At 73.7% G+C, this 24,531-nt stretch carries 25 protein-coding genes and 1 tRNA gene; 19 read left to right on the top strand and 7 right to left on the bottom strand.

Annotated features, from left to right (window positions below):
* Positions 1-3 precede the first annotated feature (3 nt).
* The gene (locus tag I003_RS0106060) at positions 4-606 is read right to left on the bottom strand and encodes a 5-formyltetrahydrofolate cyclo-ligase (RefSeq protein ID WP_027770693.1); all 603 of its coding nucleotides are present in this window, start codon (positions 604-606) and stop codon (positions 4-6) included.
* A gap of 30 nt (positions 607-636) precedes the next feature.
* Between I003_RS0106060 and galU the strand changes: the two genes are divergently transcribed.
* The 7 genes from galU (at position 637) to I003_RS0106095 (ending at position 6,279) form a co-directional block, all read left to right on the top strand.
* On the top strand, positions 637-1,545 hold the full coding sequence (galU, locus tag I003_RS0106065; RefSeq protein WP_027770694.1) for a UTP--glucose-1-phosphate uridylyltransferase GalU: 909 nt from the start codon (positions 637-639) through the stop codon (positions 1,543-1,545).
* Complete coding sequence (glp, locus tag I003_RS0106070) at positions 1,542-2,993, top strand: molybdotransferase-like divisome protein Glp (RefSeq protein WP_027770695.1); 1,452 nt, start codon at positions 1,542-1,544, stop codon at positions 2,991-2,993. The genes galU and glp overlap by 4 nt, the downstream gene beginning before the upstream one ends.
* Positions 2,994-3,100: 107 nt before the next feature.
* Entirely contained in the window at positions 3,101-3,592 is a 492-nt protein-coding gene (gene moaC / locus I003_RS0106075; RefSeq protein ID WP_027770696.1) for a cyclic pyranopterin monophosphate synthase MoaC, read from the top strand.
* Positions 3,589-4,119 (top strand): MogA/MoaB family molybdenum cofactor biosynthesis protein, encoded by a 531-nt coding sequence (locus I003_RS31580; protein ID WP_051368110.1) that lies wholly within the window; start codon positions 3,589-3,591, stop codon positions 4,117-4,119. The genes moaC and I003_RS31580 overlap by 4 nt, the downstream gene beginning before the upstream one ends.
* 35 nt (positions 4,120-4,154) lie before the next feature.
* Positions 4,155-4,733, top strand: coding sequence for a GNAT family N-acetyltransferase (locus I003_RS0106085; RefSeq protein WP_027770697.1), 579 nt, complete (start codon positions 4,155-4,157; stop codon positions 4,731-4,733).
* Between the two features lie 123 nt (positions 4,734-4,856).
* Positions 4,857-6,134 (top strand): gephyrin-like molybdotransferase receptor GlpR, encoded by a 1,278-nt coding sequence (locus I003_RS0106090; RefSeq protein WP_027770698.1) that lies wholly within the window; start codon positions 4,857-4,859, stop codon positions 6,132-6,134.
* Positions 6,135-6,205: 71 nt separating this feature from the next.
* A tRNA-Ala gene (locus tag I003_RS0106095) sits at positions 6,206-6,279 on the top strand.
* Positions 6,280-6,399: 120 nt separating this feature from the next.
* On the opposite strand, the gene I003_RS0106100 is transcribed toward I003_RS0106095, so the two are convergent.
* Positions 6,400-6,867, bottom strand: a complete 468-nt coding sequence (locus I003_RS0106100) for a MarR family transcriptional regulator (protein WP_027770699.1) — start codon at positions 6,865-6,867, stop codon at positions 6,400-6,402.
* A 442-nt stretch (positions 6,868-7,309) separates the two neighbouring features.
* On the opposite strand from I003_RS0106100, the gene I003_RS0106105 reads away from it, so the two are divergent.
* The 6 genes from I003_RS0106105 (at position 7,310) to I003_RS0106130 (ending at position 13,433) form a co-directional block, all read left to right on the top strand.
* Entirely contained in the window at positions 7,310-7,618 is a 309-nt protein-coding gene (locus I003_RS0106105; RefSeq protein ID WP_027770700.1) for a GNAT family N-acetyltransferase, read from the top strand.
* A 29-nt stretch (positions 7,619-7,647) separates the two neighbouring features.
* On the top strand, positions 7,648-8,079 hold the full coding sequence (locus I003_RS0106110) for a (4Fe-4S)-binding protein (protein WP_027770701.1): 432 nt from the start codon (positions 7,648-7,650) through the stop codon (positions 8,077-8,079).
* Between the two features lie 67 nt (positions 8,080-8,146).
* Entirely contained in the window at positions 8,147-9,217 is a 1,071-nt protein-coding gene (locus tag I003_RS0106115) for an LLM class flavin-dependent oxidoreductase (protein ID WP_027770702.1), read from the top strand.
* Positions 9,214-9,882 carry an NAD(P)-binding domain-containing protein gene (locus I003_RS0106120; RefSeq protein WP_027770703.1) on the top strand — a complete coding sequence of 223 codons (669 nt, stop codon included), beginning with the start codon at positions 9,214-9,216 and terminating at the stop codon, positions 9,880-9,882. Before I003_RS0106115 ends, I003_RS0106120 begins: the two co-directional genes overlap by 4 nt.
* A 27-nt stretch (positions 9,883-9,909) precedes the next feature.
* On the top strand, positions 9,910-11,238 hold the full coding sequence (locus I003_RS0106125) for a glutaminase (RefSeq protein ID WP_027770704.1): 1,329 nt from the start codon (positions 9,910-9,912) through the stop codon (positions 11,236-11,238).
* Between the two features lie 341 nt (positions 11,239-11,579).
* Positions 11,580-13,433, top strand: coding sequence for a sugar-binding domain-containing protein (locus I003_RS0106130; protein WP_027770705.1), 1,854 nt, complete (start codon positions 11,580-11,582; stop codon positions 13,431-13,433).
* 61 nt (positions 13,434-13,494) lie between these two features.
* Here I003_RS0106130 and I003_RS0106135 read toward each other — a convergent pair whose 3' ends face one another.
* Both I003_RS0106135 and I003_RS0106140 read right to left on the bottom strand, forming a co-directional pair.
* Positions 13,495-14,523 (bottom strand): LacI family DNA-binding transcriptional regulator, encoded by a 1,029-nt coding sequence (locus I003_RS0106135; protein ID WP_051368111.1) that lies wholly within the window; start codon positions 14,521-14,523, stop codon positions 13,495-13,497.
* Positions 14,524-14,895: 372 nt separating this feature from the next.
* Entirely contained in the window at positions 14,896-15,504 is a 609-nt protein-coding gene (locus I003_RS0106140) for a hypothetical protein (protein WP_027770707.1), read from the bottom strand.
* Between the two features lie 104 nt (positions 15,505-15,608).
* Here I003_RS0106140 and I003_RS0106145 point away from each other — a divergent pair, with 104 nt between their 5' ends.
* A complete protein-coding gene (locus tag I003_RS0106145; protein WP_027770708.1) occupies positions 15,609-16,139 on the top strand; it encodes a GNAT family N-acetyltransferase in 531 nt (176 codons plus the stop codon).
* A gap of 26 nt (positions 16,140-16,165) precedes the next feature.
* Here I003_RS0106145 and paaK read toward each other — a convergent pair whose 3' ends face one another.
* Positions 16,166-17,425: a phenylacetate--CoA ligase PaaK gene (gene paaK, locus I003_RS0106150; protein ID WP_199784240.1), complete on the bottom strand. Its 1,260-nt coding sequence runs from the start codon at positions 17,423-17,425 to the stop codon at positions 16,166-16,168.
* 50 nt (positions 17,426-17,475) lie between these two features.
* Positions 17,476-17,985: a hydroxyphenylacetyl-CoA thioesterase PaaI gene (gene paaI / locus I003_RS31585; protein WP_486584107.1), complete on the bottom strand. Its 510-nt coding sequence runs from the start codon at positions 17,983-17,985 to the stop codon at positions 17,476-17,478.
* Between the two features lie 98 nt (positions 17,986-18,083).
* On the opposite strand from paaI, the gene I003_RS0106160 reads away from it, so the two are divergent.
* The 5 genes from I003_RS0106160 (at position 18,084) to I003_RS0106180 (ending at position 23,403) form a co-directional block, all read left to right on the top strand.
* Positions 18,084-18,998 (top strand): 3-hydroxyacyl-CoA dehydrogenase family protein, encoded by a 915-nt coding sequence (locus I003_RS0106160; protein WP_027770710.1) that lies wholly within the window; start codon positions 18,084-18,086, stop codon positions 18,996-18,998.
* Between the two features lie 219 nt (positions 18,999-19,217).
* Positions 19,218-20,765, top strand: coding sequence for a DMT family transporter (locus I003_RS34155; RefSeq protein WP_486584108.1), 1,548 nt, complete (start codon positions 19,218-19,220; stop codon positions 20,763-20,765).
* Positions 20,659-21,528: a glutaminyl-peptide cyclotransferase gene (locus tag I003_RS0106170; protein WP_027770711.1), complete on the top strand. Its 870-nt coding sequence runs from the start codon at positions 20,659-20,661 to the stop codon at positions 21,526-21,528. Before I003_RS34155 ends, I003_RS0106170 begins: the two co-directional genes overlap by 107 nt.
* 107 nt (positions 21,529-21,635) lie before the next feature.
* Positions 21,636-21,992: a YciI family protein gene (locus I003_RS0106175; RefSeq protein WP_027770712.1), complete on the top strand. Its 357-nt coding sequence runs from the start codon at positions 21,636-21,638 to the stop codon at positions 21,990-21,992.
* A 73-nt stretch (positions 21,993-22,065) separates the two neighbouring features.
* Positions 22,066-23,403, top strand: a complete 1,338-nt coding sequence (locus I003_RS0106180; RefSeq protein WP_037720170.1) for a sigma-70 family RNA polymerase sigma factor — start codon at positions 22,066-22,068, stop codon at positions 23,401-23,403.
* A 33-nt stretch (positions 23,404-23,436) separates the two neighbouring features.
* Here I003_RS0106180 and I003_RS0106185 read toward each other — a convergent pair whose 3' ends face one another.
* A complete protein-coding gene (locus I003_RS0106185; RefSeq protein WP_486584109.1) occupies positions 23,437-24,444 on the bottom strand; it encodes a sigma-70 family RNA polymerase sigma factor in 1,008 nt (335 codons plus the stop codon).
* Positions 24,445-24,531: the final 87 nt, after the last annotated feature.

Consider the following 24,531-nt stretch of genomic DNA (forward strand, 5'->3'; position numbering starts at 1 on the left):
CGGCTACGGCCGCGGGAAGCGGTGCACCGCGGAGGGCGTGACGGCGGCGGTCACGGGGCGGTCGTGGGGCTCGGCGGGTACGCGGTCGAGCACTTCGCCGTCGTAGAGGAGCACGACGAGGGCGGGCCCGGCTCCGCCCCCGCCGTCCGCCAGCCGCGCGAGCACCCGGTCGTACGACCCGCCGCCGCGCCCCAGCCGCAGCCCCCGCCCGTCGACGGCCAGCCCCGGCAGCAGCACCGCCTCCGCCGTGCGTACCGCCTCCGGCCCCAGACACGGTCCGGCCGGCTCCAGCAGTCCGCGCCCGGCGGCCCGCAGCGCCTCCGGACCGCCGTACCGCGCCCAGTCCAGATCGTCGTCCGCCAGCAGCACCGGCAGCAGCACCACCGTGCCCCGCGCCCGCAGTTCCTCCAGCAGCTCGCGGGTGCCCGGCTCGCGCCCCACCGACACGTACGCCGCCACGGTCCGCGCCTCCGCCAGCTCCGGCAGCTCCAGCGCACGGCGGGCCAGCCGCCGCCCCGCCGCCTCGGTCTCGTCCCGCGGTACGGCCGCCCGCGCCGCGAGTAGGGTGCGGCGCAACGCCGCTTTTCCGGCCTGGTCGCTGCCCACTTGTCCGTACCTACCCTTATGGTGCTGAACATGGATTCTTCGCGTACTCGGATCACCAAGGCTGTCATCCCGGCCGCCGGTCTCGGCACCCGCTTCCTGCCGGCGACCAAGGCGACGCCGAAAGAGATGCTGCCCGTGGTCGACAAGCCCGCGATCCAGTACGTCGTCGAGGAGGCCGTCTCGGCCGGTCTGGACGACGTCCTCATGATTACCGGGCGGAACAAGCGGCCGCTCGAAGACCACTTCGACCGCAACCACGAGCTGGAGGAGGCTCTGCGGAAGAAGGGTGACGAGGCGCGCCTGGCCAAGGTTGCGGAGTCCAACGACCTGGCGAACATCCACTACGTCCGCCAGGGCGACCCCCGCGGCCTCGGGCACGCGGTGCTGTGCGCCGCCGAGCACGTCGGCGACCAGCCGTTCGCCGTCCTCCTCGGCGACGACCTCATCGACCCGCGCGATCCGCTGCTGGCCCGCATGGTGCGCGCCCAGGCCGAGCACGGGGGCAGCGTCATCGCGCTGATGGAGGTCGACCCCGAGCAGATCCACCTGTACGGCTGCGCGGCCGTGGAGACCACGGCGGACAGCGACGTCGTGCGCGTCACGAACCTCGTGGAGAAGCCCGCCGCCGCCGACGCCCCCAGCAACTACGCGGTCATCGGCCGCTATGTCCTCGATCCCGCGATCTTCGGCGTGTTGCGCACGACGGAGCCCGGCCGCGGGAACGAGATCCAGCTCACCGACGCGCTGCAGCGGCTGGCGGCGGACGAGGCGCTCGGCGGCCCGGTGCACGGCGTGGTGTTCAAGGGCCGGAGGTACGACACGGGCGACCGCGGCGACTACCTCCGGGCGATCGTCCGCCTCGCGTGCGAGCGCGAGGACCTCGGCGCCGACCTGCGCGCGTGGCTGCGGAAGTACGTCGCCGAGGAGATGGCGGATTGAGCGAGGTCGTGAAGGCGACGGAGACGGGGGAGCAGGAGCCGGAGACCGGCGGTGCGGAACGCCTGCCGGAGGCCGGGGCCGAGGAGACCGGCGCCGCGGCACAGGAGAGCCGCACCGCGCGCAGGTCCTCCGGACTCTGGTCCGTCGAGGAGCACCTCGACGACATACTGCGGCAGATCCGCCCGCTGGAGCCGCTGGAGATGCAGCTCCTCGACGCCCAGGGCTGCGTCCTCGTGGAGGACGTCACCGCGGCCGTCGCCCTCCCGCCGTTCGACAACAGCTCCATGGACGGCTACGCGGTGCGCACCGTCGACGTCGAGGACGCGAGCGATGAGTTCCCCGCCGTCCTGCGCGTCATCGGCGACGTACCGGCGGGCGGCGGCGGCGACTTGCCGCACGTCGGCCCGGGTGAGGCCGCCCGCATCATGACCGGTGCGCCGCTGCCGCCCGGCACGCAGGCCGTCGTCCCGGTGGAGTGGACCGACGGCGGTACGGGCCGCGGCCGGGTCGACGCCATGCGCCCGCACAGCGAGTCGCCCGCCGGCGCCGGCGGCGAGGTGCGGATCTACGCGCCCGCCGGCACCGGCCGGCATGTCCGCACCCGCGGCAGCGACGTCCTCGCCGGCGACCTCGTGCTGCGCGCCGGCACCCGGCTCGGCCCCGCGCAGACCGGGCTGCTCGCCGCCATCGGGCGCGGCTCGGTGCGGGTCCGCCCGCGCCCGCGGGTCGTCGTGCTGTCCACCGGCAGCGAACTGGTGCCCCCGGGCGAGCAGCTCACCCCGGGACGTATCCATGACTCCAACAGCTATGCGCTGACCGCCGCCGCCCGCGACGCGGGCGCCATCGCCTATCGCGTGGGTGCCGTCGCCGACGACGCCGAGACGCTGCGCGCGACCGTCGAGGACCAGCTCATCCGCGCGGACGCGCTGGTCACCAGCGGCGGCGTCAGCGTCGGGGCGTACGACGTGGTGAAGGAGGCGCTGGCCGAGCTGGACGGCGAGGCGGGCGGCGGCGTGGAGTTCCGGCGGCTGGCGATGCAGCCGGGCAAGCCGCAGGGCTTCGGCCGTATCGGCGCCGACCGCACCCCCCTCTTCGCGCTCCCGGGCAACCCGGTGAGTGCGTACATCTCCTTCGAGATGTTCGTCCGGCCCGTGATCCGCAGGCTGATGGGCGTGGAGCCGGTGCACCGCCCGGTGGTACGGGCCAGGCTGGCCGGCGACGAGCCGCTGACCTCGCCGGCGGGCCGCCGGCAGTTCCTCCGCGGCTGGTACGAGCACGGGCGGACCGACGGCGGCCTGGACTCCGCCGCCGGGGCGGTCACCCCCGTGGGCGGCGCCGGGTCGCACCTCATCGCGGCGCTGGCCCGCGCGAACGCGCTCGTCGTCGTACCGGAGGAGACCACGGAGGTGGCGCCGGGTTCGGACGTGGACGTCGTACTCCTGGACTGAGGGGCGGGCCGGCCGCATACGCCGGGGCGGGAAACGCGCGGAGCCGAACGGCAGGCCGTGGAGGTACGGTGGCTCCGCGCGAATTCACCCCGGGAGCTCCTGACGCCATGAGCCAGCCAAGCCGCCTGACCCACCTCGACGACACGGGCGCCGCCCGCATGGTCGACGTCTCCGCCAAGGACGTCACGGCACGCACCGCCCGCGCCTCCGGGCGCGTCCTGGTCTCGCCGCGCGTCGTCGAACTGCTCCGCGGTACCGCCCCGGGCGAGACGCTGCCCAAGGGCGACGCCCTGGCCACCGCCCGGCTCGCCGGCATCATGGGCGCCAAACGCACCCCCGACCTGATCCCCCTCTGCCACCCGCTCGCCCTCTCCGGCGTCACCGTCGACCTCGGTGTCGCCGACGACGCGGTGGAGATCGCGGCGACCGTGCGCACCACGGACCGTACGGGAGTGGAGATGGAGGCGCTGACCGCGGTGTCGGTGGCGGCGCTCACGGTGGTCGACATGGTCAAGGCCGTCGACAAGGCGGCCGTCATCACCGACGTACGCGTCGAGACGAAGACCGGCGGCAAGTCCGGCGACTGGAGCCGGTCGTGAGGGCCCTGGCGGTCACGGTCTCCAACCGCGCGGCGGCGGGGGTGTACGCGGACACCGGCGGCCCGCTGCTCGTCGCGGGTCTGACGGAGATGGGCTTCGCCGCGGACGGCCCGACGGTGGTGCCGGACGGCGAGCCGGTGGAGGCGGTGCTGCGGGAGGCGGTCGCCGCGGGCTACGACGTGGTCCTGACCACCGGCGGCACGGGCGTCTCGCCGACCGACCGCACCCCGGAGATGACCGCCCGGGTACTGGACCGCCACCTGCCGGGCGTACCGGAGGCGATCCGGGCGTACGGCTACGCGAAGGTGCCCACGGCGGCTCTCTCCCGCGGCCTTGCGGGGGTCGCGGACCGTACGGTCATCGTGAACCTCCCGGGCTCGTCCGGCGGCGTACGCGACGGGCTCGCGGTGCTGGCGCGGCTGCTGCCGCACGCGGTCGAGCAGGTGCACGGCGGCGACCACGCGCGCGCCGACGACGGCCCGGGGCCGGCGGACGGCCGGCCCGGACGCCCGGGCGGTGCCCCCTGAGCGCGTCCTGGCCCGCGGTGCTGACGGAGGGTCCCGTGACCCTCCGCCCCATCCGCGCGCGCGACCAGCGCGCCTGGCGGGAGATCAACAAGCGCAACCGCGACTGGCTGCGCCCCTGGGAGGCGACCGTCCCGCCCCCGCCGCCCGGCACCCCGCACACCCGCCGCCCCACATTCCGGCAGATGGTCCGGCACCTGCGCAGCGAGGCGAACGCGGGCCGGATGCTGCCCTTCGTCATCGAATACGAGGGCACGCTGTGCGGACAGTTGACGGTCGCGGGTATCACGTGGGGCTCGATGCGTTCCGGGCACGTCGGTTACTGGATCGACCGGGATTACGCGGGCCGCGGTGTGATGCCGACGTCCGTGGCGCTGGCCGTGGACCACTGTTTCCGGACAGTCGGGCTGCACCGCATCGAGGTCTGCATCCGGCCGGAGAACATGCCGAGCCGCCGTGTGGTGGAAAAGCTGGGCTTTCGCGAGGAAGGCGTGCGCCCGCGCTACCTGCACATCGACGGGGCCTGGCGCGACCATCAGGTGTTCGTGCTCACCGCCGAGGAAGTGCCGGAGGGGCTCCTCAACCGGTGGCGGGGGCTGCGCCACTCGGAGAAATAAGACAAATATTCGATAGCGTAGCCGTAAAAAGTCAGAAGAAAAGGTCGAGATATCAGCCAGATGGTGCGACACACCGAGCCAATTGGCCCATGCGCTGTCGCCGCGGCCTCTACCGTGTAAGGCGTGAGCAGCAGCGGCCTCATCTACGCAATGATCGTCGGGGCCTGGGCCGCCTACCTGGTGCCGATGTGGCTCCGTAGGCAGGACGAGCTGAACGAAGCCCGTCCGACGGAACGCTTCAGCACCGCCATCCGGCTGCTGACCGGACGGGGCGGCGGGGCGGACCGTGCCCAGGACCGGGACGGCTCCGACTCCGGCACGGGTTCCGGCCCGGACCCGGACTCCGGGGAGGACGCCGGAGACGACGACGAGCGCCCGGACGCCGCACCCGCCGCACCCGGCGTGGTGGACGTCCGGGCCGCTGCCGTGCCCGTGACCGACCCCCGCGCCGCCGCCCCGCACCGGCGCGGTACCCGCACGGAGACCCCGGCGGCGCCGGTGGCACGTCAGGGTGTGTCGGCGAGGGCGGACGAGGAGCCGGAGGCGGCTCCGGCGGGGCGTACGGACGCCCAGGCGGGCGCACCCGCTGGCCCGCACGCCCGGGAGGAGAGCCCCGCCCCCGCGCGCAACCAGCAGCTCCAGTCCACCCCCGAACGCCGGGCGCGGGCGCGGGTGCTGGCGCGCCGGAGGCGCACGCTGACGCTGCTGTTCGTGGCGCTGACGGCGGGCGCCGTCGCGGCGTCGGTGGGCGGCCCGCGCTTCCTGTGGGCCGTCGTGGTCCCGGTTCTGCTGCTCACGGCGTACGTCGTCCGCGTACGCACCCAGGAGCGCCGCCGCCGCACGTTCACCGCCGACCAGGCCCGCGGCGAGGCGGCGGCCCGCCGGCTGCGCGAGGACCGCGAAGCCGGGCCGCGCCGGACGTACGGCAACGCCGGCGACGGCCGCGGCGACGGAGCCGGGGAAGGCGACGGCGCCGACGCCGGCGACCCGTCGGCCACGGCCCCGTTCGACGCCCCGGCGGCGGCCTACGAGGCGGACCGCCGGGCGCTGGTGGAGCAGACCGACCACGCGGAGTGGGTCGACCAGCAGCGCGAGCGCGACCGCCCCGCGGACGCCGGCTGGGACCCCGTCCCCGTCCCGCTGCCCACGTACGTCACGGCCCCGGTGGCCCCCCGCGCCACCCGGGGCCTGGACTTCGACGCCCCGGACACCTGGAGCTCGGCCCGCTCCAGCGCCGCGGAGCCCCACGAGCCACCGCCGGAAACCCCGCCCGCGGACCCCGCGAAGACCACCCCGGACCCGGAGACGGACCCCCTGTCCCGCCGCCCCCGCCCCACCAACCGCACCCCCCTGTTCGACCAGTACGCCGACCCGCCCCGCCCCCGCGCCGCCAACGAGTAGCGCGCTGCCCGGACGACGAGAACCGATTTCCTGGGCGGCGATCCGGGATGCTAAGGTTCCTTCCGTTGTGAGGGCCTGTAGCGCAGTCCGGTAGCGCACCTCGTTCGCATCGAGGGGGTCTGGGGTTCAAATCCCCACAGGTCCACTTCACCTCCAGGACCGTTCCTGAGTCGGCTCAAGCCCGGTCGACGAGATCCCGCCGATCCCCGTGATCGGGCGGGATCTCTGCGTTTCGGGGCCCTTCGCCTGGCCGTGGCGGCCCGCGTCAGTCGGGCTGCTTCTCCATGTGTGCGAGGACGCGGTCCGAGATGCGGGCGAGGGTGTCGAGTTCTTCCTGGGTGAGGGCGCTGATGAAGAGCCGGCGGACGTGTTCGACGTGGACGGGCGCGGCGTCCTCGATCGCCTTGTAGCCGGCCGGGGTGGCGACGATGAACGCTCCGCGTCCGTCGTCGGGGCATTCCTCCTTGGCCACCAGTCCGCGTTTCGCCATCCGCCCGACCTGGTGGGACATCCGGCTCTTCTCCCATTCCACCCGCTTCACCAGGTCCATGAAACGCAGTCGTCCGTCGCGGGTTTCGGTGAGTCTGACCAGCACGATGTAGTCGGAGGCGGACATCCCGGAGTCGGCCTGGAGCCGGCGGGAAAGCCGTCCGATGAGCTTCTCCTGCATGCGGATGAAGCTGTCCCAGGCCGCCCCCTGCTCGGAGGTCAGCCAGCGCGGCGTTGCGTCCATGAACTGAGCGTAACGAGATCGCCGACAGCTCATCCATCCCCCGGGTGGGACCGGTTCCGAACCGGCCCGTGGGGGGCGCCCCGCTCGCGCAGCGGGCTCTAGTTGACGTTTCAACGACTACCCGGTTAGTGTAGGTGATGCGTCAACCAAATGGCGCGAAGCTCCGGGAGGGAGAGCGTGGTTCCGGTCGCCTGCCGGCCGTGACGGGCGAGTGGCAGCGGGGCCGGGCCCGCGGTAAGACCGGAGCGGGTGCCGCCGGGGTCCGGGCGCCGTACGGCGGGGTCCGCGGCGCGGCCTGTGCCCGGGAGACGCAGCTCCCGGCCACCGCCCCCGCCGGAGCGGAGCCTGACATGGCTGCCGTCCCGGCTCCCGCCCGTGCCGGGTACGGCCCGGCGCCGACCGCCGTGGGACAAGGCCCACGCGTCAGGCGAATGGAGGACACATGTCGGTGGAAGTGAGTGACGTTCCGGACGCCCGCCGGTACGAGGCGAGGGTCGACGGAGAGTCCCGGGTTGCGGGCTTCGCGGACTACATCCGTACCCCGGAACTCGTCGCCTTCGTGCACACCGAGGTCCCGCCGGAGTACGCGGGCAGAGGGGTCGGGTCGGCGCTGGTGCGCACCGCCCTCGACGAGGCGCGTGCCGCGCGTCTGCGGGTGCTGGCCACCTGCCCGTTCTTCGCGGGGTGGATCATCCGGCACCCCGAATACCAGGACCTGCTGTATCAGTCCCGCAGCAGGGTCAGCGACTGAACACCGGGCACGGCAGCGAGGGAGGCGGTATGAGCAAGGGAACCGGAAAGAAGGCGTACGAGGGCAAGGCGATCACCGTGACCTTCGAAGCCGGGCGCTGTCTGCACGCCGCCGCATGCGTCAACGGGCTGCCGGAGGTTTTCGACCCGGGTGAGCGTCCGTGGATCCGGCCGGACGGTGCCGAGGCCGAGCAGCTCGCCGCAGTGGTGCGGCGTTGTCCCTCGGGCGCGCTGCGGTACGCACTCGCGGACGGAGAGGCGGAGACCGCGGACCGGCCCACGCAGATCACGCGCAACGTTGTCGGGCAGTTGATCGCGCGCGGCGAGTTGGAGATCGAGACGGCGGCAGGCCCGCGCGCGGAGACCAGGGCCGTTCTGTGTGGCTGCGGGCAGAGCCGCCTGCAGCCGTACTGCGACCACGCGGGGGTGTGCGGTCAGCCGGCCCCGGACCGGCCCGCCTGACCCGCCCCGATCCGGCCTCGCGCCTGCACACACACGGACACGACGACATGACTCTGATGGGTTGACGATGGATGCTTCGCAGATCGAGTTCGGTATCGACAGCTTCGGGGACCGGCCCCGTGACGACCGTGGGGAGATCGTCTCGTACGCGCAGGCGATCCGCGCCGCCGTGGCCGAGGCGGTGCTGGCCGATCAGACCGGTATCGACGTGGTCGCGCTGGGTGAGCACCACCGGCCGGAGTACGCGATCTCCAGCCCCGAGACGGTTCTGGCCGGCATCGCGACGGCCACCGAGCGCATCCGGCTCGCCTCGGGGGTGACGGTGCTGTCCTCGGACGACCCGGTGCGGGTGTTCCAGCGGTTCGCCACCGTCGACGCGCTCTCCGGCGGTCGCGCCGAGGTGATCCTCGGACGGGGGTCGTTCACCGAGTCGTTCCCGCTGTTCGGGTACGACCTGAAGGACTACGAGGTGCTCTTCGAGGAGAAGATCGACCTGTTCCACCGGCTTCTGGACGAAACGCCGGTCACCTGGGAGGGCACCACCCGTGCCCCCCTGCACGAGGCCGATGTGTACCCCAAGACCGAGTCGGGACGTCTCGATACCTGGGTCGGGGTCGGCGGGTCACCGCAGTCCGTGATCCGCACCGCCCGCTACGGGTTCCGGCTCATGCTCGCCATCATCGGCGGCGCACCCGACAGATTCGCTTCCTACGCCGATCTGTACCGGCGGGCGAGCGAGCAGCTCGGCACCACCGCACAGCCGGTCGGGATGCACTCGCCGGGGTTCGTCGCGGACACCGACGCCGAGGCGAAAGAGCTGTTCTACCCCGGGTTCAAGGAGACCCGCGACCGGATCGGGGCGCAGCGCGGCTGGCAGCCGATCAGCCGGGAGGAGTTCGAGGCCGAGGTGGCACACGGATCGCTGTACGTCGGCTCGGCCGAGACCGTCGCGAACAAGATCGCCCGGGCGGTCCGGGCGATCGACGCGGGCCGGTTCGACATGATCTATTCGGCCGCCGGCACCGTCTCGGCCACCGCCCGGCTGCGTTCGGTCGAGCTGTACGGCACCCGGGTCATCCCCCGGGTCCGCGAGCTTCTGGCCGAACAGCCCGCGGCCACGGCGGGGACGACACGATGACCGCCCCCGTCACCACCGTCGGCATCCTGGGGGCGGGGAAGGCCGGCACCGTCCTGGCGCGCCTGGCGGTCGCGGCCGGCTACCGGGTCCTGGTCTCCGGATCCGGAGACCCCGCGAAGATCGCGCTGACCACCGAGATCCTCACCCCCGGCGCGACCGCCGCGTGGCCGTCCCGGGTCTCGGGCACCGCCGACGCGGTGATCCTCGCCCTCCCGCTCGGCAAACACCGCAACCTCCCGGTCTCCGAGCTGGCGGGGAAGCTCGTCATCGACGCGATGAACCACTGGTGGGAGGTCGACGGTCCCCGGGACACGGTCGTCCCGTCCGGCATCTCCTCGAGCGAGGCCGTGCAACGGTTTCTGACGGGTGCGCGAGTCGTCAAAGCCCTCAACCACATGGGTTACCACGACCTGGAGGACGAGGCCCGCCCCGCCGGGACCCCAGGGCGCAAGGCGATCGCGCTCGCCGGTGACTCGCCCGGGGACGTCGCCGTCGTGTCGGAGCTGATCGGGACGCTCGGATTCGATCCGCTTCCCCTCGGCGACCTCGCCGCGGGCGCCCGGCTGGAGCCCGGCACCCCCGCCTTCGGCGCCAACGTCGGCGTCGGCCGGCTGCGCGCTCTCACCGGCGTCCCCGCTCCGGCCACGGTGCCGGAGCACCCATGAACCGCCGATCGTGAGGAAGGTGGACGCATGCGGTCGATGATTCCCGACTACCTGACCGAGGCGCTCGGAGACGTCGAGCCGGACACGTCCGGAGAGCCGGCGGGCTACATCCCCGAACTCGCGGCGGCGGACCCCGAGCGTCTCGGCGCGGTCTTCACCACCGTCGACGGCGAGGTCTACGGTGCCGGCGACGTCGACACCGAGTTCACGATCCAGTCGATCTCCAAGCCGTTCACGTACGGGCTGGCCCTGGCCGACCGCGGCTTCGACGCCGTGCTGGCCAAAGTCGGAGTCGAGCCGTCGGGTGAGGCGTTCAACCGGATCTCCCTGGAAAGCGATACCGGGCGCCCCCTCAATCCCATGATCAACGCAGGTGCGATCACCGCCCACGCGCTGGCCGGGGCGGTGGAGACGGATCCGGCGGAGCGCGTGGAGCGGGTGGTCCGCGGCCTTTCGGCGTTCGCCGGCCGCCGGCTGAAGATCGACGAGGCGGTGTGCGCGTCGGAGATGGAGCACGCGCACCGCAACCTCGCCATCGCGCACATGCTCCGCAGTTACGGCATCCTCACCGAGGACCCGAGGGCCGTCGTGGACGGCTACACCCGCCAGTGCTCCGTGCTCGTCACGGCGCGCGATCTGGCCATGATGGCCGCGACACTGGCCAACCGCGGGGTGAACCCCGTCTCGGGGGAGCGAGTGCTGCACGAGCAGGTCGTGCGTCAGGTGCTGAGCGTCATGTCCACCTGCGGAATGTACGACGCGGCCGGTGACTGGGCGACGCAAGTCGGCATTCCGGCGAAGAGCGGCGTGGCCGGGGGACTGATCGGGGCGCTCCCCGGCCAGATCGGCATCGCCACGTTCTCGCCCCGGCTGGACTCCCACGGGAACAGTGTGCGCGGGGTGTCCCTGTTCGAACGATTCTCCTCCGACATGGGTCTGCATGTGATGGAGGTCCCGCCCGCCGGGCGCGCGGTCGTGCGGTCCAACGACGTCGTCGGCAGCGGGCCGCGTGCGATCCGGGTCCTCGCACTGCAAGGGGGGATCGGCTTCGCCGGGGCCGAGAGGATCGTCCGGGAGACCGTGGCCACCGCGCCGCCGGAAGCCGGGGTGGTTCTGGACCTCACGAGGGTCTCTGCGGTCGATGACGTGGCACGGCGCATGCTGCTGGAGATCGTGCGCCGGCTCACGCTGGACGGCCAGGAGGTCTTCCTCGTCGACCCGGAATCGCTCGTGCCCGATCCCGATCCCGGCGACGGCGGCCGGGTCACGGTCGTGGGCGACGTGGGCCAAGTGGTGCTTCCGCCGCACAAGGCGGCCGTCACCCGGCGTACGAGCCGACCGCACGGAGGGACGTGACGCACGGGCGGCGAGCCGCTTGCGCGCCTGTGCGTAGCGGGCGGTGTCACCGCCCGGGCAGGCAGGGACGCGCTTGGCGGGTGTGTACTGCGTGCCGTTCACCGGCCGCCTCCGGGTCTGACCGGGCTGCGCTCGGCCGGCGCCGGCAGGGGGTGAGTGCCGGGTCCTGCCGTGTCCGGGCGTCCCGGAGCCGGGCCGAGCGCTCCGGATTCGCCGTTTAACGTTGCATCCCGCCTGTGCCAGTCAGGTCGGGGAGTGGTTTACAACGTTGCATCTTGATGCTGTGATGGCAGGGACGCACCCTGTCCGACCTGACGTCCTCCCCCAGGAGAACCTTCGCCATGCCCGATGCGTACGTACCCTCCGCCCCCGCGGGGACTCCCCGGCCCGAGTACCCCCGGCCCGGCTTCGCCCGGGCGGAGTGGCTCAACCTCAACGGCACCTGGCAGTTCGCCCGCGATCCCGGTGACAGCGGGTTCGAGCGCGGGCTCGTCGGCTCCGAGTTGCCCGACCGGATCGTCGTACCCTTCTGCCCCGAATCTGAGCTGTCCGGGATCGGGGACACCGACTTCCACCACGCCGTCTGGTACCGCCGCACCGTGCGGATACCCGGCGAGTGGGCCGGGCGGCGGATTCTGCTGCACTTCGGGGCCGTCGACCACGATGCGACCGTGTGGGTCAACGGGCGGGAAGTCGTCCGGCACAGCGGGGGGTTCACCCCGTTCAGCGCCGATCTCGGCGATGTCGTACGGGCCGGGGAGGAGGCCGTCGTCGTCGTGCGGGCGCGGGATTCCGCGCACGGGCCGCAGGCGCGCGGAAAGCAGTCGACCGAGTACGCCAACCACGCCTGCGTCTACACCCGTACCACCGGCATCTGGCAGACCGTCTGGCTGGAGCCCGTCGCGGACACCCACTTCCAGCGGCCCCGCATCACCCCCGACCTGGCCGCCGGCTCCTTCCACGTCGAGGTCCCGCTCGCCGGCAGCCGCACCGGCCACCGCGTCCGCGCCGAACTGCGCGACGCCCACGGCATCGTCGTCGAGACCGCCGTCGCCGCGGACTTCGATCTCGCGCCGCGCCTGGTGCTGCCCGTACCGGGCGACCGGCGCCGCGCCTGGTCGCCCGAGGACCCGCATCTGTACGAACTGACGCTGGAACTGACCGGTCCCGACGACACCGTGATCGACCGTGCGGTGTGCACCGCCGGCCTGCGCGCGGTGACGATCGACGGGAAGCGGATCCTGATCAACGGCAAGCCCGTCTTCCAGCGCCTGGTGCTCGACCAGGGCTGGTACCCCGACGGCCTGATGACCGCCCCCGACGACGCCGCCCTCGTCCGCGACATCGAACTCTCCCTGGCCGCCGGCTTCAACGGCGCCCGGCTGCACCAGAAGGTCTTCGAGGAGCGCTTCCTGCACCACGCCGACCGCCTCGGCTACCTGGTCTGGGGTGAGTTCGGCGACTGGGGCGCCAACACGGGCCCCGTCGGGCCCGACAACCAGCAGCCCACCGCCGGTTTCGTGGCCCAGTGGCTGGAGGCCGTCGAACGCGACTACTCCCACCCCGCCCTCATCGGCTGGTGCCCGCTCAACGAGACCCGGCAGGAGCTGACCGACCGGCAGAGCGTCCTGGACGACGTCACCCGTGCGATGTTCCTCGCCACCAAGGCCGCCGACACCTCCCGGCCCGTTCTCGACGCCTCCGGCTACGCCCACCGCGTACCGGAGACCGACGTCTACGACTCGCACTGCTACGAGCAGGATCCGAAGGTCTTCGGCGAGCTGATGGCCGGACTGCGTGCGGGCACTCCCTTCGTCAACCCGCAGGACGACTTGTCCGGGCAGACCTGGTCGCAGCCCTACGGCGGGCAGCCCTACTTCTGCAGCGAGTTCGGCGGCATCTGGTGGAACCCCGAGGAAGCGGCCTCCGCGGGGGAGGACCGGCTGGTCTCGTGGGGGTACGGGCAGCGACCGCGCGACGAGGAGGCGTTCCACGAGCGGTTCGCCGGGCTGACGGGGGTGCTGCTGGGGGATCCGGACATGTTCGGGTACTGCTACACGCAGTTGACGGACGTCTTCCAGGAACAGAACGGGATCTACCGGTTCGACCGGTCGGTGAAGCTCGACGTGGAGCGGGTGCGGGCCGCGCAACTCCGGGCGGCGGCCTACGAGGAGGAGGGCGGCGCGGGGGCGTAGAGCCGCCGGTGTGCGGAGGGGCGCGTACGCCGGGTGCGTACGCGCCCGCCGCTGTGCTCCCTCACGCGCTCCTCCTGACCTCCAGCCTGTGCGCCGCCACCACCTGCCGCGCCGCCCGCCCCCCGTCCGCGATCCGGTCCAGCAGCAGCCCCAGCGCCGTCCGCGCGATCTCCGCCTTGTCCGGCGCGATCGTCGTCAGCGTCGGGTTGCTGTACCGGCCGTCGTCGATGTCGTCGACGCCGATCACCGCCACGTCCTCCGGCACCCGCAGCCCCCGCTCGTGCAGCGTGTGGATCGCGCCGAGGGCGAGGAGGTCGGTGTAGCAGAACACCGCGTCGGGACGGGCGCCGCGGTCCAGGGCCGCCGCCATCGCCAGGGCCCCGTCGCGGCGGTGGTACGAGGGCGTGTGGACGACGAGCGCCGGGTCGTAGGGCACGCCCGCGGCCTGCAACGCCCGGCGATAGCCTTCCGTGCGCCGCGGCGCCGTGCCGCCGCCGCGCGGCTCCTGGTGCCCGAGCGCGGCGACGCGGCGGCGGCCCCGGCCCAGCAGGTACGCGGTGGCGTCGGCCGCGGCGGCGACGTTGTCGATCGCCACGTGGTCGACGCCGGTACCGGTGATCCGCTCGCCGAGGAGCACCAGCGGGGTGCTGCCGCGGCGGTTGTCGAACTCGTGCCGCTCGATGCCCAGAGGGCTGAAGAGCACGCCGTCGACCATGCCCGGGTTCATGCCGCTGAGCACGAAGCGCTCGGCTTCGAGCCGGCCCTCGGTCTGGTCGATGAGCACGGTGTAGCCGCTCTCGCGGGCGGCCTGCACGACGTGCCGCGTCAGCTCGGCGAAGTACGGGATGTCGATCTCGGGTACGGCGACGGCGATCAGACCGGCGCGGCGCAGCCGCAGGTTGCGGGCGGAGAGGTTGGGGCGGTAACCGAGCTGGTCGATCGCCCAGTGCACACGCTCGCGGGTGGCGGCGCTGACGGGACGGTTGCCCGAGAGCACGTTGGACACCGTGGTGGGCGACACCCGCGCGAGCGCGGCCACGTCGCGCACGCCGATGGCGCCGCGCTGGGGCGATGCTTCCGGGGGCGGCATGGGGCCATCTTCTCAGGCGGCTGCGGCGGGGCCGCGCGGGGAACTTCGGGAAGCGGACAGCGTGGTGCCGAGCGTTCGCAGAGCTGTTCCAGGTGCGCCTGCCCCTGCCGCCCCTGTTCATGGAAGGCCGGCCCGGCGGGGCCCCCGCCCTCCCGCTCTCTGAAAGGTGACCGGGTCCGGCCCCCCGGCGTCTTCGACGCCGGCCAACGCCCGCTTCACGTCACCGCAGGAGCCGGCCCCCGTTCAGCGCGATGGCGGTCCCCCTCTGAGGAGAGGGTGGTCCGACCCCGGGCGCGAGGTAGCCGTCGTCGGATCGGCCGGGTTCCGTGCCGGTCCCGGCCTCTCTTCGGCGGCCCCGCGGCCCGGGGCCGGTTACGGTGCCGTGTCCTCGAAGTAGGCGTCGAGGGCCGACTCCAGGCCGGACGCCCACTCCTTCAGCGTCGCCTTGTCCGGGGCCTCCACCTCGGCCGGGCAGACGCCGCGGCTGTCGTGGACGCTGAGGACGAGGCGGCGGCCGAACCGGGAGGTCTTGTACTCGACCGCGCCGATCTCCGGCCACGTGAACTCGGCCTCGGTGTCGTCGAGCTGGAACCGGACGCCGGTGCTGTTCACGGTCACGGAGCCGCGGCGGTCGGCGGCCTCGAAGACGGGGCCGTCGTCGCCGGAGTCCCCGGCCCCGGTCGCCTCGTCCTCGTCCTCGTCGGCGTCCCCGACCCCGTTGCCGTCGGCGTCCGCGGCCCCGGTCTCGTCCTGAGCCCCGGCCCCGCCGGTGTCACCGTCGTCGTCCCCGGATGCGTCCGCGGCGTCCGCCGGCTCCCCGGCGTCCTCCGCGTCCGTCGCGGGTTCCTTCTTCTCGTCTGTTGCTGGTGCTTCGTCCTCCTCCTTCGCGTCCGGCGGCGACGATACGAGGCCGGGCAGAGCGGCCGGGTCCATCGCGGCGGCGTTGACGGGCGTGACCTTCAGACCTTTGTTCTCCTCCACGGTCCCAAAGTATGGCCGCTGGGCCCCCTCGTGGTCTCCGGGTCCGGCCACCTGCACCGGGATGCCCGGTTCGGCACCGGGCGGCGGCTTCGTACCATTGCGCCATGGAGATCGTCGCCGTGCCCTACGACCACTCCGACGCGGTCATGCTCAACGACCGGGTCCAGATCGAGTACGCGGAGCGGTACGGCGAAGGTGATCACACGGTGATGGACCCGCTGCACTTCGCGCCTCCGCGCGGGCTCTACCTGCTGGCGTACGACGCCGACGGCACCCCGCTCGCCACCGGCGGCTGGCGGGCCATGGACGCGACGCCGGAGGGACACCGGGCCGGTGACGCGGAGCTGAAGCGGATGTACGTGGTCCCGGAGGCCCGGGGCCGCGGGCTGGCCCGGCGGATACTCGCGGCGCTGGAGGAGAGCGCGCGGGCCGCGGGGCGGACACGGATGGTGCTGGAGACGGGCATGAAGCAGCCGGAGGCCATAGCGCTGTACCGGTCGGAGGGGTACGAGCCGACGGAGAAGTTCGGCTACTACCGCCTTCATCCGGAGAGCCGCTGCTTCGCCAAGCCGCTGCGGCCGGCGCCGGACGGCGAACGGGACGGCGAACAGGCGCGGGGCGTCGCGGCGCGCTGAGCGCGCGAGGGCCGGGCCCGTACCGCTCACCCCTCCCGCTCGTCCACCACCCTGCGGATCTTGCCCACCGAGCGCTCCAGCGTCTCCGGCTCCACGACCTCGACCTCCACGCCCACCCCCACGCCCTCCCGCACCCGCCGCGCGATCGCCTCGCCCGCCGCCGTCCGCTGCTCCACCGGCGCCCCCGGCCGGGCCTCCGCCCGTACCGTCATGCGGTCGAGACGGCCCTCGCGGGTCAGCCGCAACTGGAAGTGCGGGGCCACGCCCGGCGTGCGGAGCACGATTTCCTCGATCTGGCTCGGGAAGACGTTGACGCCGCGCAGGATGATCATGTCGTCGCAGCGTCCGGTGACCTTCTCCATCCGCCGGAACGCCGGCCGCGCCGTGCCCGGCAGCAGCCGGCTGAGGTCGCGGGTGCGGTAGCGGACGACCGGCATGGCCTCCTTCGTCAGCGACGTGAACACCAGCTCGCCGCTCTCGCCGGCGGCCCTCACCTCGTCCGTGACCGGATCCACGACCTCCGGCAGGAAGTGGTCCTCCCACACGTGCAGACCGTCCTTGGTCTCCACGCACTCCTGGGCGACGCCGGGCCCGATCACCTCCGACAGGCCGTAGATGTCCACCGCGTGCAGCCCGGCCCGCTCCTCGATCTCGTGGCGCATCTCCTCCGTCCACGGCTCGGCGCCGAAGATGCCGACCTGCAGCGAGCTGGTGCGCGGGTCGATGCCCTGGCGTTCGAACTCGTCGATGATCGTGAGCATGTAGGAGGGCGTCACCATGATGACCTCGGGCGCGAAGTCCCGGATGAGCTGCACCTGCCGCGCGGTCATCCCGCCGGAGGCGGGGATGACGGTGCAGCCGAGGCGCTCCGCGCCGTAGTGGGCCCCGAGGCCGCCGGTGAACAGCCCGTAGCCGTACGCGACATGCACCCGGTGACCGGGCCGGCCGCCCGCGGCGCGGATGGAGCGGGCGACGAGACCGGACCAGGTGTCGAGGTCGGCCGCCGTGTAACCGACGACGGTGGGCAGGCCGGTGGTGCCGCTGGAGGCGTGCAGGCGGCGGACGTCGGCCATGGGGACGGCGAACATCCCGAAGGGGTAGCCCTCGCGGAGGTCGTCCTTCGTCGTGAAGGGGAAGCGGGCCAGGTCGTCGAGCGTGCGGCAGTCGTCGGGGGTGACACCGGCGGCGTCGAACTTGCGGCGGTAGAGGGGGACGTGGTCGTAGGCGCGGCGGAGCGTGGCGCGGAGGCGGTCGAGCTGGTACGCGCCGAGCTCGCCGGGGGTCATGCGCTCGCCGGCGTCGAGCAGGGGGGTGTGGGCGCCGGCCGTCGTGTCGCTCACGCCGTTCCCCCCGGCCCGTTCCCGTCGGACGCGCGTGCCGCTCCGGTGCCGTGCCGTCCGCCGTTCGCCCCGCGTGCGCCGGGTGCCCCGGCGGCGCCGTTCGCTCCCGTCGCGGGGTCGCGGACGATACGGCTCCGGCCCCGGAACTCCGCGATCACCTCGGTGCCGCGCAGCACGCTCACGTCGTAGACCCCGTTCCGCCCGAAGCACAGCCGTTCCTCGGCCCGCGCCACCAGCACGTCGCCGACGTGCGCGGGCGCCGCGTACGTGATGTCCGCGCCCGCCGCGACCGCGACCCCGCGGCTGTTGCAGGCGCACGCGAAAGCGGTGTCGGCCAGGAGGAAGACGTAGCCGCCGTGGGCGATGCCGTGCCCGTTGGCCATCTCCGCCGTCACCGCCATCCGCAGGGTCGCGGCGCCCGGCGCGGCCTCCAGCAGTTCGATGCCGTGGCGGCGGGCCGCGGCGTCGGCCGCGAACACCGTCGTGCCGTCGTGCGGCGCGGTCATGTGCTGCCCCACCTGACTCCCCTTGTGGCCCGACCGATCATTCGGTTAGCTTGCGGAGCGGCCGGATCCCAGTCAAGAGGTACGACAGGACGTACGAGATGACGGAGCACAGCACAGCGCCGGACGCGCCCGGCGCCGAGGAGTCCCGCGCCGGGGCGCCCCGCGCGATGGCGGTCGTCGGCGGCGGCCGGATGGGCGCCGGGATCGCGCAGTCGTTCGCGACCGCCGGATCGCGCGTCGTGATCGTGGAGAGCGGTGCGGACGCGGCGGCGGCAGCGGTGGAGCGGGTCGCCGGCGGGCTGCGGCGGGCCGCCGAGCGGGGCCGGCTGGCCGCCGGGGTCGACCCGGCGGAGGTGCTCTCGCGGGTGCGGGCCGTCGGGTCCGTCACGGAGCTGCCGGCGGACGCGGGGCTGGAGCTGGTGGTGGAGGCGGTGCCGGAGGACACCGGGCTGAAGGCGCGGGTGCTGGCCGGCGCCGAGCGGGCGGTGGGCCCGGACGCCGTGCTGGCGACGAACACCAGCTCGCTGTCCGTCGCCGAGCTGGCCGCCGCCCTCGGCCGGCCGGGCCGGTTCCTCGGCATGCACTTCTTCAACCCCGTTCCCGCCTCGGAGCTGGTGGAGCTGGTGACCGCGCCGGAGACCGGCGCCGCGGCGCTGGCGGCGGCGCGTGGCTGGGTGCGGACGCTGGGCAAGACGGCGGTGGTCGTCCAGGACTCGCCCGGGTTCGCCAGCAGCAGGCTCGGGGTGGCCCTGGGGCTGGAGGCGATCCGCATGGCCGAGGAGGGCGTGGCCGCGCCCGCGGACATCGACACCGCGATGGAGCTGGGCTACAAGCACCCGATGGGCCCGCTGCGCCTGACGGACCTGGTCGGGCTGGACGTGCGGCTGGCCATCGCCGAGCACCTGTGCCGGACGCTGGGGGAGCGGTTCGCGCCGCCGGAGCTGCTGCGGGCGAAGGTCGCGCGGGGCGAGCTGGGGCGTAAGACGGGCCAGGGGTTCTACGCCTGGCCGTGAGCCCCCGCCCGCCGCCGGGAGCGGACGGCGTTCCGGTCTTCCCTCCACGTCCCCCACAGGCGCCGGTGCCCCCCTCTCGCTCCCTTGCGGCCCGGGCCGCGATGAGGGCGGAATGCGACTCGGGAGGGGTTGCACGAGGGGTCGTACTGCTCCGGCAGTACGACCCAGAGCATCCGCCAGGATGACGACTTTCGCCACCGATCGCGGGATCGTTGGGATATGAGCCCACTCATGCTGTCGGTACTGCTTTCGCTGGTGTCAGCGGTGGCGTACGCCGGTGCCGCCCTCGTGCAGGAGCGTGTCGCGGCCACGACGACCGACGCCGACGGCACGGGCGGGACGTTCGCGCCCCTGCACCGCGGGAGCTGGTGGGCCTCCGTCGTACTCAACGCCTCGGGCGCGCTGCTGCACGTGGTGGCGCTCGCGTACGGGCCGCTCAGCCTGGTCCAGCCGCTGGGCGCGCTGACCATCGTCTTCGCGCTGCCGATGGCGGCGATGTTCCTCGGCCGCCGCGCCGGGCGGGCCGCCTGGCGCGGGGCGCTGCTGTCGACCGTGGGCCTGGTGGTCCTGCTGACGCTGGTCCACCCCGTTCAGTCGCGGGAACTGGCCGGCACGACGGCCCTGGCGCTGGCCGCGGTGACGGTGGGCGTGCTGGCCGTGCTGACGCTGGCGGGCATGCGGATACGGCACGTTGCGGCCCGCAGCGTGACGCTCGCGGTGGCCGCGGGCGCGGCGTTCGGCATGGCGTCGGTGTTCACCAAGGACGTCACCGCGGACTTCACCGACCCGCTGGCGATCGGCATGATCGCGATCCTCGCCCCGGCGGGGCTGCTGCTGTCGCAGGCGGCGTACCGCGGCGCGGGTCTGTCGGCGCCGCTGGCCACGCTGACGGTGGTCAACCCCGTGATAGCGGCGGCGGTCGGCGTCACGGCGCTGGGCGAGACGGTGCGGTACGGGGTGCTGGGTGCCCTGCTCGCCGTCGGAGCGGGCGCGGTCGCGGCGGCGGGGCTGATAGAGCTGACGGTGCAGGCGCACCGTACGCCGGCGGAGGAGCCCCCCGCGGAGCCCGCGGGCCCCGCTGCGGGTCCCGGGGCCGCGGCACCGGTCACCGGCAAGGTACCCGCCCCCGCCGCGCCGCCCGAGTTGATCAGCGGGGTTCCGGACGGGCCCGGGGCTCCGCCCGGCTCCGTACCGGCACCCGCCCCCGCGTACCACGCGGGCGCGGCAGCGGCGCTGTACGAGACCGCCCCGGCCACGGAGACCCGGACCCGCGCGGGCGGGACCGACGGGCCCGGAACAGCCGGGCCCGGGACGGGTCTGCCGACGACGGACGTGCCCGGGGCAGGTGTGCCCGAAGCCGTCCGCGCCGCCGCCGGGACTCCGGAAGCCGGCCCCGGTACGTCCGCGACCGACCCCCGCACTCCGGCGCCGGAGACCCCTGCACCCCGGGTCCCGGAGCCGGAGAACGCCGCCCCCGCGGGCCCGTCTCCCGCGGTGGCGGCGCTCATCATGGCCGCTGCCGCCGCCTCCGGCGGCACCGCGCTGACGCCGCACCACGCCGGCTGCTCCCGATTAGCCGGCCCGCCCGGCGCCCGCCGGGCCGACGACACCGAGGCCGGTCCGCCCCCGTGCTGTGCGGCGGCTGTGCCATGGTGGCCCCATGCGCCGCATCGTCCTGACCACCTGCGCCCTCCTCACCGTGGCGCTGGCCGCGTGCTCGACAGGGGACCGCGAGGCGGCGGCCAGCGGGGGCGCCCCCGCCGGTGAGGGCGGAGCCGGCGGGGGAGCGAGCGGCCCGGCCCCTGCGGAGCAGGACGTCCAGGAGCTACGGGTACGCATCCTGGAGCGCCTGCCGCATGACCCCGAGGCGTTCACGCAGGGCCTGGAGCTGCGCGGGGACGTCCTCTACGAGGGCACCGGCCTGGAGGGCAGCTCCTCCGTGCGCCGCGGCCCCGTCGGCGGCGAGCCCGTCGTCCGCCGCGACCTGCCCGCCCCGCTCTTCGGCGAGGGCCTGACGCTCGTCGGTCCCCGGCTCTGGCAGCTCACCTGGCAGAACGGCATCGCCATCGAACGCGACGCGGAGACCCTCGAAGAGCTGCGCCGCGTGCGCTACGAGGGCGAGGGCTGGGGCCTGTGCCACGACCGTACGGACGGCGGCACCGGCGGCCGGCTCGTCATGAGCGACGGCACCTCCCGGCTCACGTTCCGCGACCCGAAGACGTTCGAGCCCGTCGGCCACGTGGACGTCACCCGTGACGGCGAACCCGTCGACCAGCTCAACGAGCTGGAGTGCACCGGCGACGGCAGCGTCTACGCGAACGTCTACCAGACCGACACCCTGGTCCGTATCGACCCGGACACCGGCGCCGTCACCGCGGACATCGACGCCTCGGGGCTGCTGCGGCCCGCGGAGCTGCGGGGCGGGGCCCAGGAGCTCAACGGGATCGCCGCCGTGCCGGGCGGCGAGGAGTTCCTGCTCACGGGCAAGCGCTGGCCCCGGATGTTCCGGGTCGGATTCGTGCCGCGCTGAGGCCGCGGAAAAAGTCCGCGCGGGGTGTCGATCCGGCACGGTGCCGTTCGACGCATGGGCAGAAGGACGGCACACGGCCGCCCGCGACGAGAACGAGGAGACGCGCGATGCGCTACATGTTGCTGATCGAGCCGGACCTGGAGAAGAGCCCCGCGGACGGCATGCCCAGCCAGGCGGTCATGGACGAGATGGGCAAGCTGCTGGACGAGATGACCAAGTCCGGCGTGCTGCTGGACACCGCCGGGCTGAAGCCGGCCGAGGAGGCCGTGCGGGCCGTCTCCGACCGCGGGAAGCTCTCCGTGGTCGACGGGCCGTTCACCGAGTCCAAGGAGATGGTCGGCGGCTATCTGATCGTCCAGGTCAAGTCGAAGGACGAGGCTCTGGAGTGGGCGAACCGCTTCCTGCGGGCGCACGGTGAGGAATGGGTCATCACCGTGGAGCTGCGGGAGATCATGGAGGACTGACCGCGGGTGACGGCCCAGGTCAAAGCCGTGACGAGTTGCCTTCGGCCGGGGCGGGCTGTTCTGATGTGGGGCTGTGACGGCTTCGCAGGACGCCCGCGCCCGGCGGGAGGACGTATCCCCGCCGCCCGCCGCCGCGCGGAGGGCCACCGACCGCGCCGTGGCCGCCGTCTGGCGGATCGAGTCCGCGCGGATCATCGCGGGCGTGGCCCGGGTCGTGCGCGACATCGGCGTGGCGGAGGAGCTGGCGCAGGACGCGCTGGTCGCCGCGCTGGAGCAGTGGCCCGTCTCGGGCGTGCCCGACAATCCCGGCGCGTGGCTCATGGCCACGGCCAGGCGGCGGGCCATCGACCTCGTACGCCGCAAGGAGCGCTACGCGCGCAAGCTGGCGGAGATCGGGCACGACCTGGAGAGCCGCCGTCCGGAGGGCGAGGCGCAGCTCGCCGCGGTCCTCGACGACGACATCGAGGACGACCTGCTGCGGCTGGTGTTCACCGCCTGCCACCCGGTGCTGTCCACGCCCGCGCGGGTGGCGCTCACCCTGCGGCTGCTGGGCGGGCTGACCACGGACGAGATCGCGCGGGCGTTCCTGGTCACGGAGCCGACGGTGGCGCAGCGCATCGTGCGGGCCAAGCGGACGCTGGCGAAGGCGGAGGTGGCGTTCGAACAGCCGCAGGGGCCGGAGCGGGCGGAGCGGCTGGCGTCGGTGCTGGAAGTCATCTACCTGGTCTTCAACGAGGGGTACTCGGCGACTGCCGGGGACGACTGGATGCGCCCGGCGCTGTGCGAGGACGCGCTGCGGCTGGCGCGGGTGCTGGCGGGGCTGATGCCGAAGGAGCCCGAGGTCCACGGGCTGACGGCGCTGCTGGAGATCCAGGCGTCGCGGGCCGCGGCGCGTACGGGGCCGGACGGCGAGCCGGTGCTGCTGCTGGAGCAGAACCGGCGGCGGTGGGACCACCTGCTCATCCGCCGCGGGTTCGCGGCGCTGGCGCGTGCGCAGTCGCTGGTCGCGGCGGGGGCGCCGGGGCCCGGGCCGTACGCGCTGCAGGCGGCGATCGCGGCGTGCCACGCGCGGGCGCCGCGGGCCGGGGACACCGACTGGGGGCAGATCGTCCGGCTGTACGAGGCGCTGGCGAGGGTGGCGCCTTCGCCGGTGGTGGAGCTGAACCGGGCGGTGGCGGTGTCCATGGCGTCCGGGCCGCGGGACGCGCTGCGGATCGTCGACGGGCTCGCCGACGCGCCGGCGCTGAAGGACTACCACCTGCTGCCGAGCGTCCGCGGCGACCTGCTGCGGCGGCTGGGGCGGGCGGAGGAGGCACGGGAGGAGTTCGCGCGCGCGGCGGAGCTGACGCGCAACACGCAGGAGCGCACGCTGCTGCAGACCCGGGCGGAGTCCTCGCCGGACGGGCCGTGACGACCGGGCCGGGCTTCGCCGGCCCGCCCGCGCTCAGGTCTCCAGCACCAGCGGCAGGCCGAAGAGCGGGAACAACCGCTCCGCGCTCAGGAAGTTGTTCATCCCGGTGACCTTGCCGTCCTCGATCTCCAGGACCTGGATCGCCCAGCCGCGGTGGCCGCCGGTCTCCGGATCCGGGTGGTACTGCGCGAAGGCCGGCATCCCGTTCGCCGCGCAGGGGACCAGGCGGGAGCCGCGGCAGACCGCGCCCGTGCCGAGGAACCACGTGCGGACGGCCTCCGGGCCCTGCAGCCACAGCGGGAGCGGGGGCATGGAGAGGACGACGTCCTCGCGCATCAGCGCCGTGAGCCCATCGAGGTCGTACCGCTCGAAGGCGTCCACATAGCGCTCCAGGAAGCGCTGCTGGTCCGCGTCCAGCGGCTTGGCCGGCTCGCTGTCGGCCGGGGCCTCGGCGGCCAGGGTGGCGCGGGCGCGCTGCAGCGCGCTGTTCACCGACGCCACGGAGGTCTCCAGCAGCTCCGCGACCTCGCTCGCCCTCCAGGCGAGCACGTCCCGCAAGATCAGCACCACGCGCTGGCGGGCCGGCAGGTGCTGCAGCGCGGCGACGAAGGCGAGGCGCACGGAGTCACGCTGGGCCGCTACCTCCGCGGGGTCGCCGCCGGCGGGGATGACCTTCGTGTCCGGCATCGGCTCCAGCCACGTGGCCTCCGGAAGGGCCGAGCCGAGGGCGACCTCCGGGGACGTGGTGGCCGCGCCGGGGGACGACAGGTCCATCGGGCGGGCGCGGCGCTGAGGGCTGCCGTGCATGTCGAAACAGACATTCGTGGCGATCCGGTACAGCCACGAGCGCATCGACGCGCGGCCCTCGAAGCGCTCGAAGCCCTTCCAGGCGCGCACCATCGTCTCCTGGACCGCGTCCTCCGCCTCGAAGCCGGAGCCGAGTATGCGGTAGCAGTACCCGGTCAGCTCGACGCGGTGGGACTCCAGGCGCTTCTCCACCGGCTCTTCTGCGGCGGGCTCCGCCACGTCTTGTCTGGTCACGTGTGCATCGTACGGGCGGGCACTGACAACGGTCATCGGTCGTGACAGATGCACCGAATTCGCCAGCAGGTCACCGCAAGGGCTTAC

This window comes from Streptomyces sp. CNQ329 (genome assembly GCF_000482585.1).

Excerpts from the sequence above, each read along its gene's own strand:
- I003_RS0106135 (WP_051368111.1), bottom strand. The coding sequence starts at position 14,523 with ATGCCGCCCCCGGAAGCATCGCCCCAGCGCGGCGCCATCGGCGTGCGC.
- I003_RS0106160 (WP_027770710.1), top strand. The coding sequence starts at position 18,084 with ATGACGGAGCACAGCACAGCGCCGGACGCGCCCGGCGCCGAGGAGTCC.
- I003_RS0106145 (WP_027770708.1), top strand. The coding sequence starts at position 15,609 with ATGGAGATCGTCGCCGTGCCCTACGACCACTCCGACGCGGTCATGCTC.
- I003_RS34155 (WP_486584108.1), top strand. The coding sequence starts at position 19,218 with ATGAGCCCACTCATGCTGTCGGTACTGCTTTCGCTGGTGTCAGCGGTG.
- galU (WP_027770694.1), top strand. The coding sequence starts at position 637 with ATGGATTCTTCGCGTACTCGGATCACCAAGGCTGTCATCCCGGCCGCC.
- I003_RS0106105 (WP_027770700.1), top strand. The coding sequence starts at position 7,310 with ATGTCGGTGGAAGTGAGTGACGTTCCGGACGCCCGCCGGTACGAGGCG.
- moaC (WP_027770696.1), top strand. The coding sequence starts at position 3,101 with ATGAGCCAGCCAAGCCGCCTGACCCACCTCGACGACACGGGCGCCGCC.
- paaK (WP_199784240.1), bottom strand. The coding sequence starts at position 17,425 with ATGACCCCCGGCGAGCTCGGCGCGTACCAGCTCGACCGCCTCCGCGCC.
- I003_RS0106175 (WP_027770712.1), top strand. The coding sequence starts at position 21,636 with ATGCGCTACATGTTGCTGATCGAGCCGGACCTGGAGAAGAGCCCCGCG.
- I003_RS0106130 (WP_027770705.1), top strand. The coding sequence starts at position 11,580 with ATGCCCGATGCGTACGTACCCTCCGCCCCCGCGGGGACTCCCCGGCCC.
- paaI (WP_486584107.1), bottom strand. The coding sequence starts at position 17,985 with ATGACCGCGCCGCACGACGGCACGACGGTGTTCGCGGCCGACGCCGCG.
- I003_RS0106100 (WP_027770699.1), bottom strand. The coding sequence starts at position 6,867 with ATGGACGCAACGCCGCGCTGGCTGACCTCCGAGCAGGGGGCGGCCTGG.
- I003_RS0106125 (WP_027770704.1), top strand. The coding sequence starts at position 9,910 with ATGCGGTCGATGATTCCCGACTACCTGACCGAGGCGCTCGGAGACGTC.
- I003_RS0106170 (WP_027770711.1), top strand. The coding sequence starts at position 20,659 with ATGCGCCGCATCGTCCTGACCACCTGCGCCCTCCTCACCGTGGCGCTG.
- I003_RS0106115 (WP_027770702.1), top strand. The coding sequence starts at position 8,147 with ATGGATGCTTCGCAGATCGAGTTCGGTATCGACAGCTTCGGGGACCGG.
- I003_RS0106120 (WP_027770703.1), top strand. The coding sequence starts at position 9,214 with ATGACCGCCCCCGTCACCACCGTCGGCATCCTGGGGGCGGGGAAGGCC.
- I003_RS0106110 (WP_027770701.1), top strand. The coding sequence starts at position 7,648 with ATGAGCAAGGGAACCGGAAAGAAGGCGTACGAGGGCAAGGCGATCACC.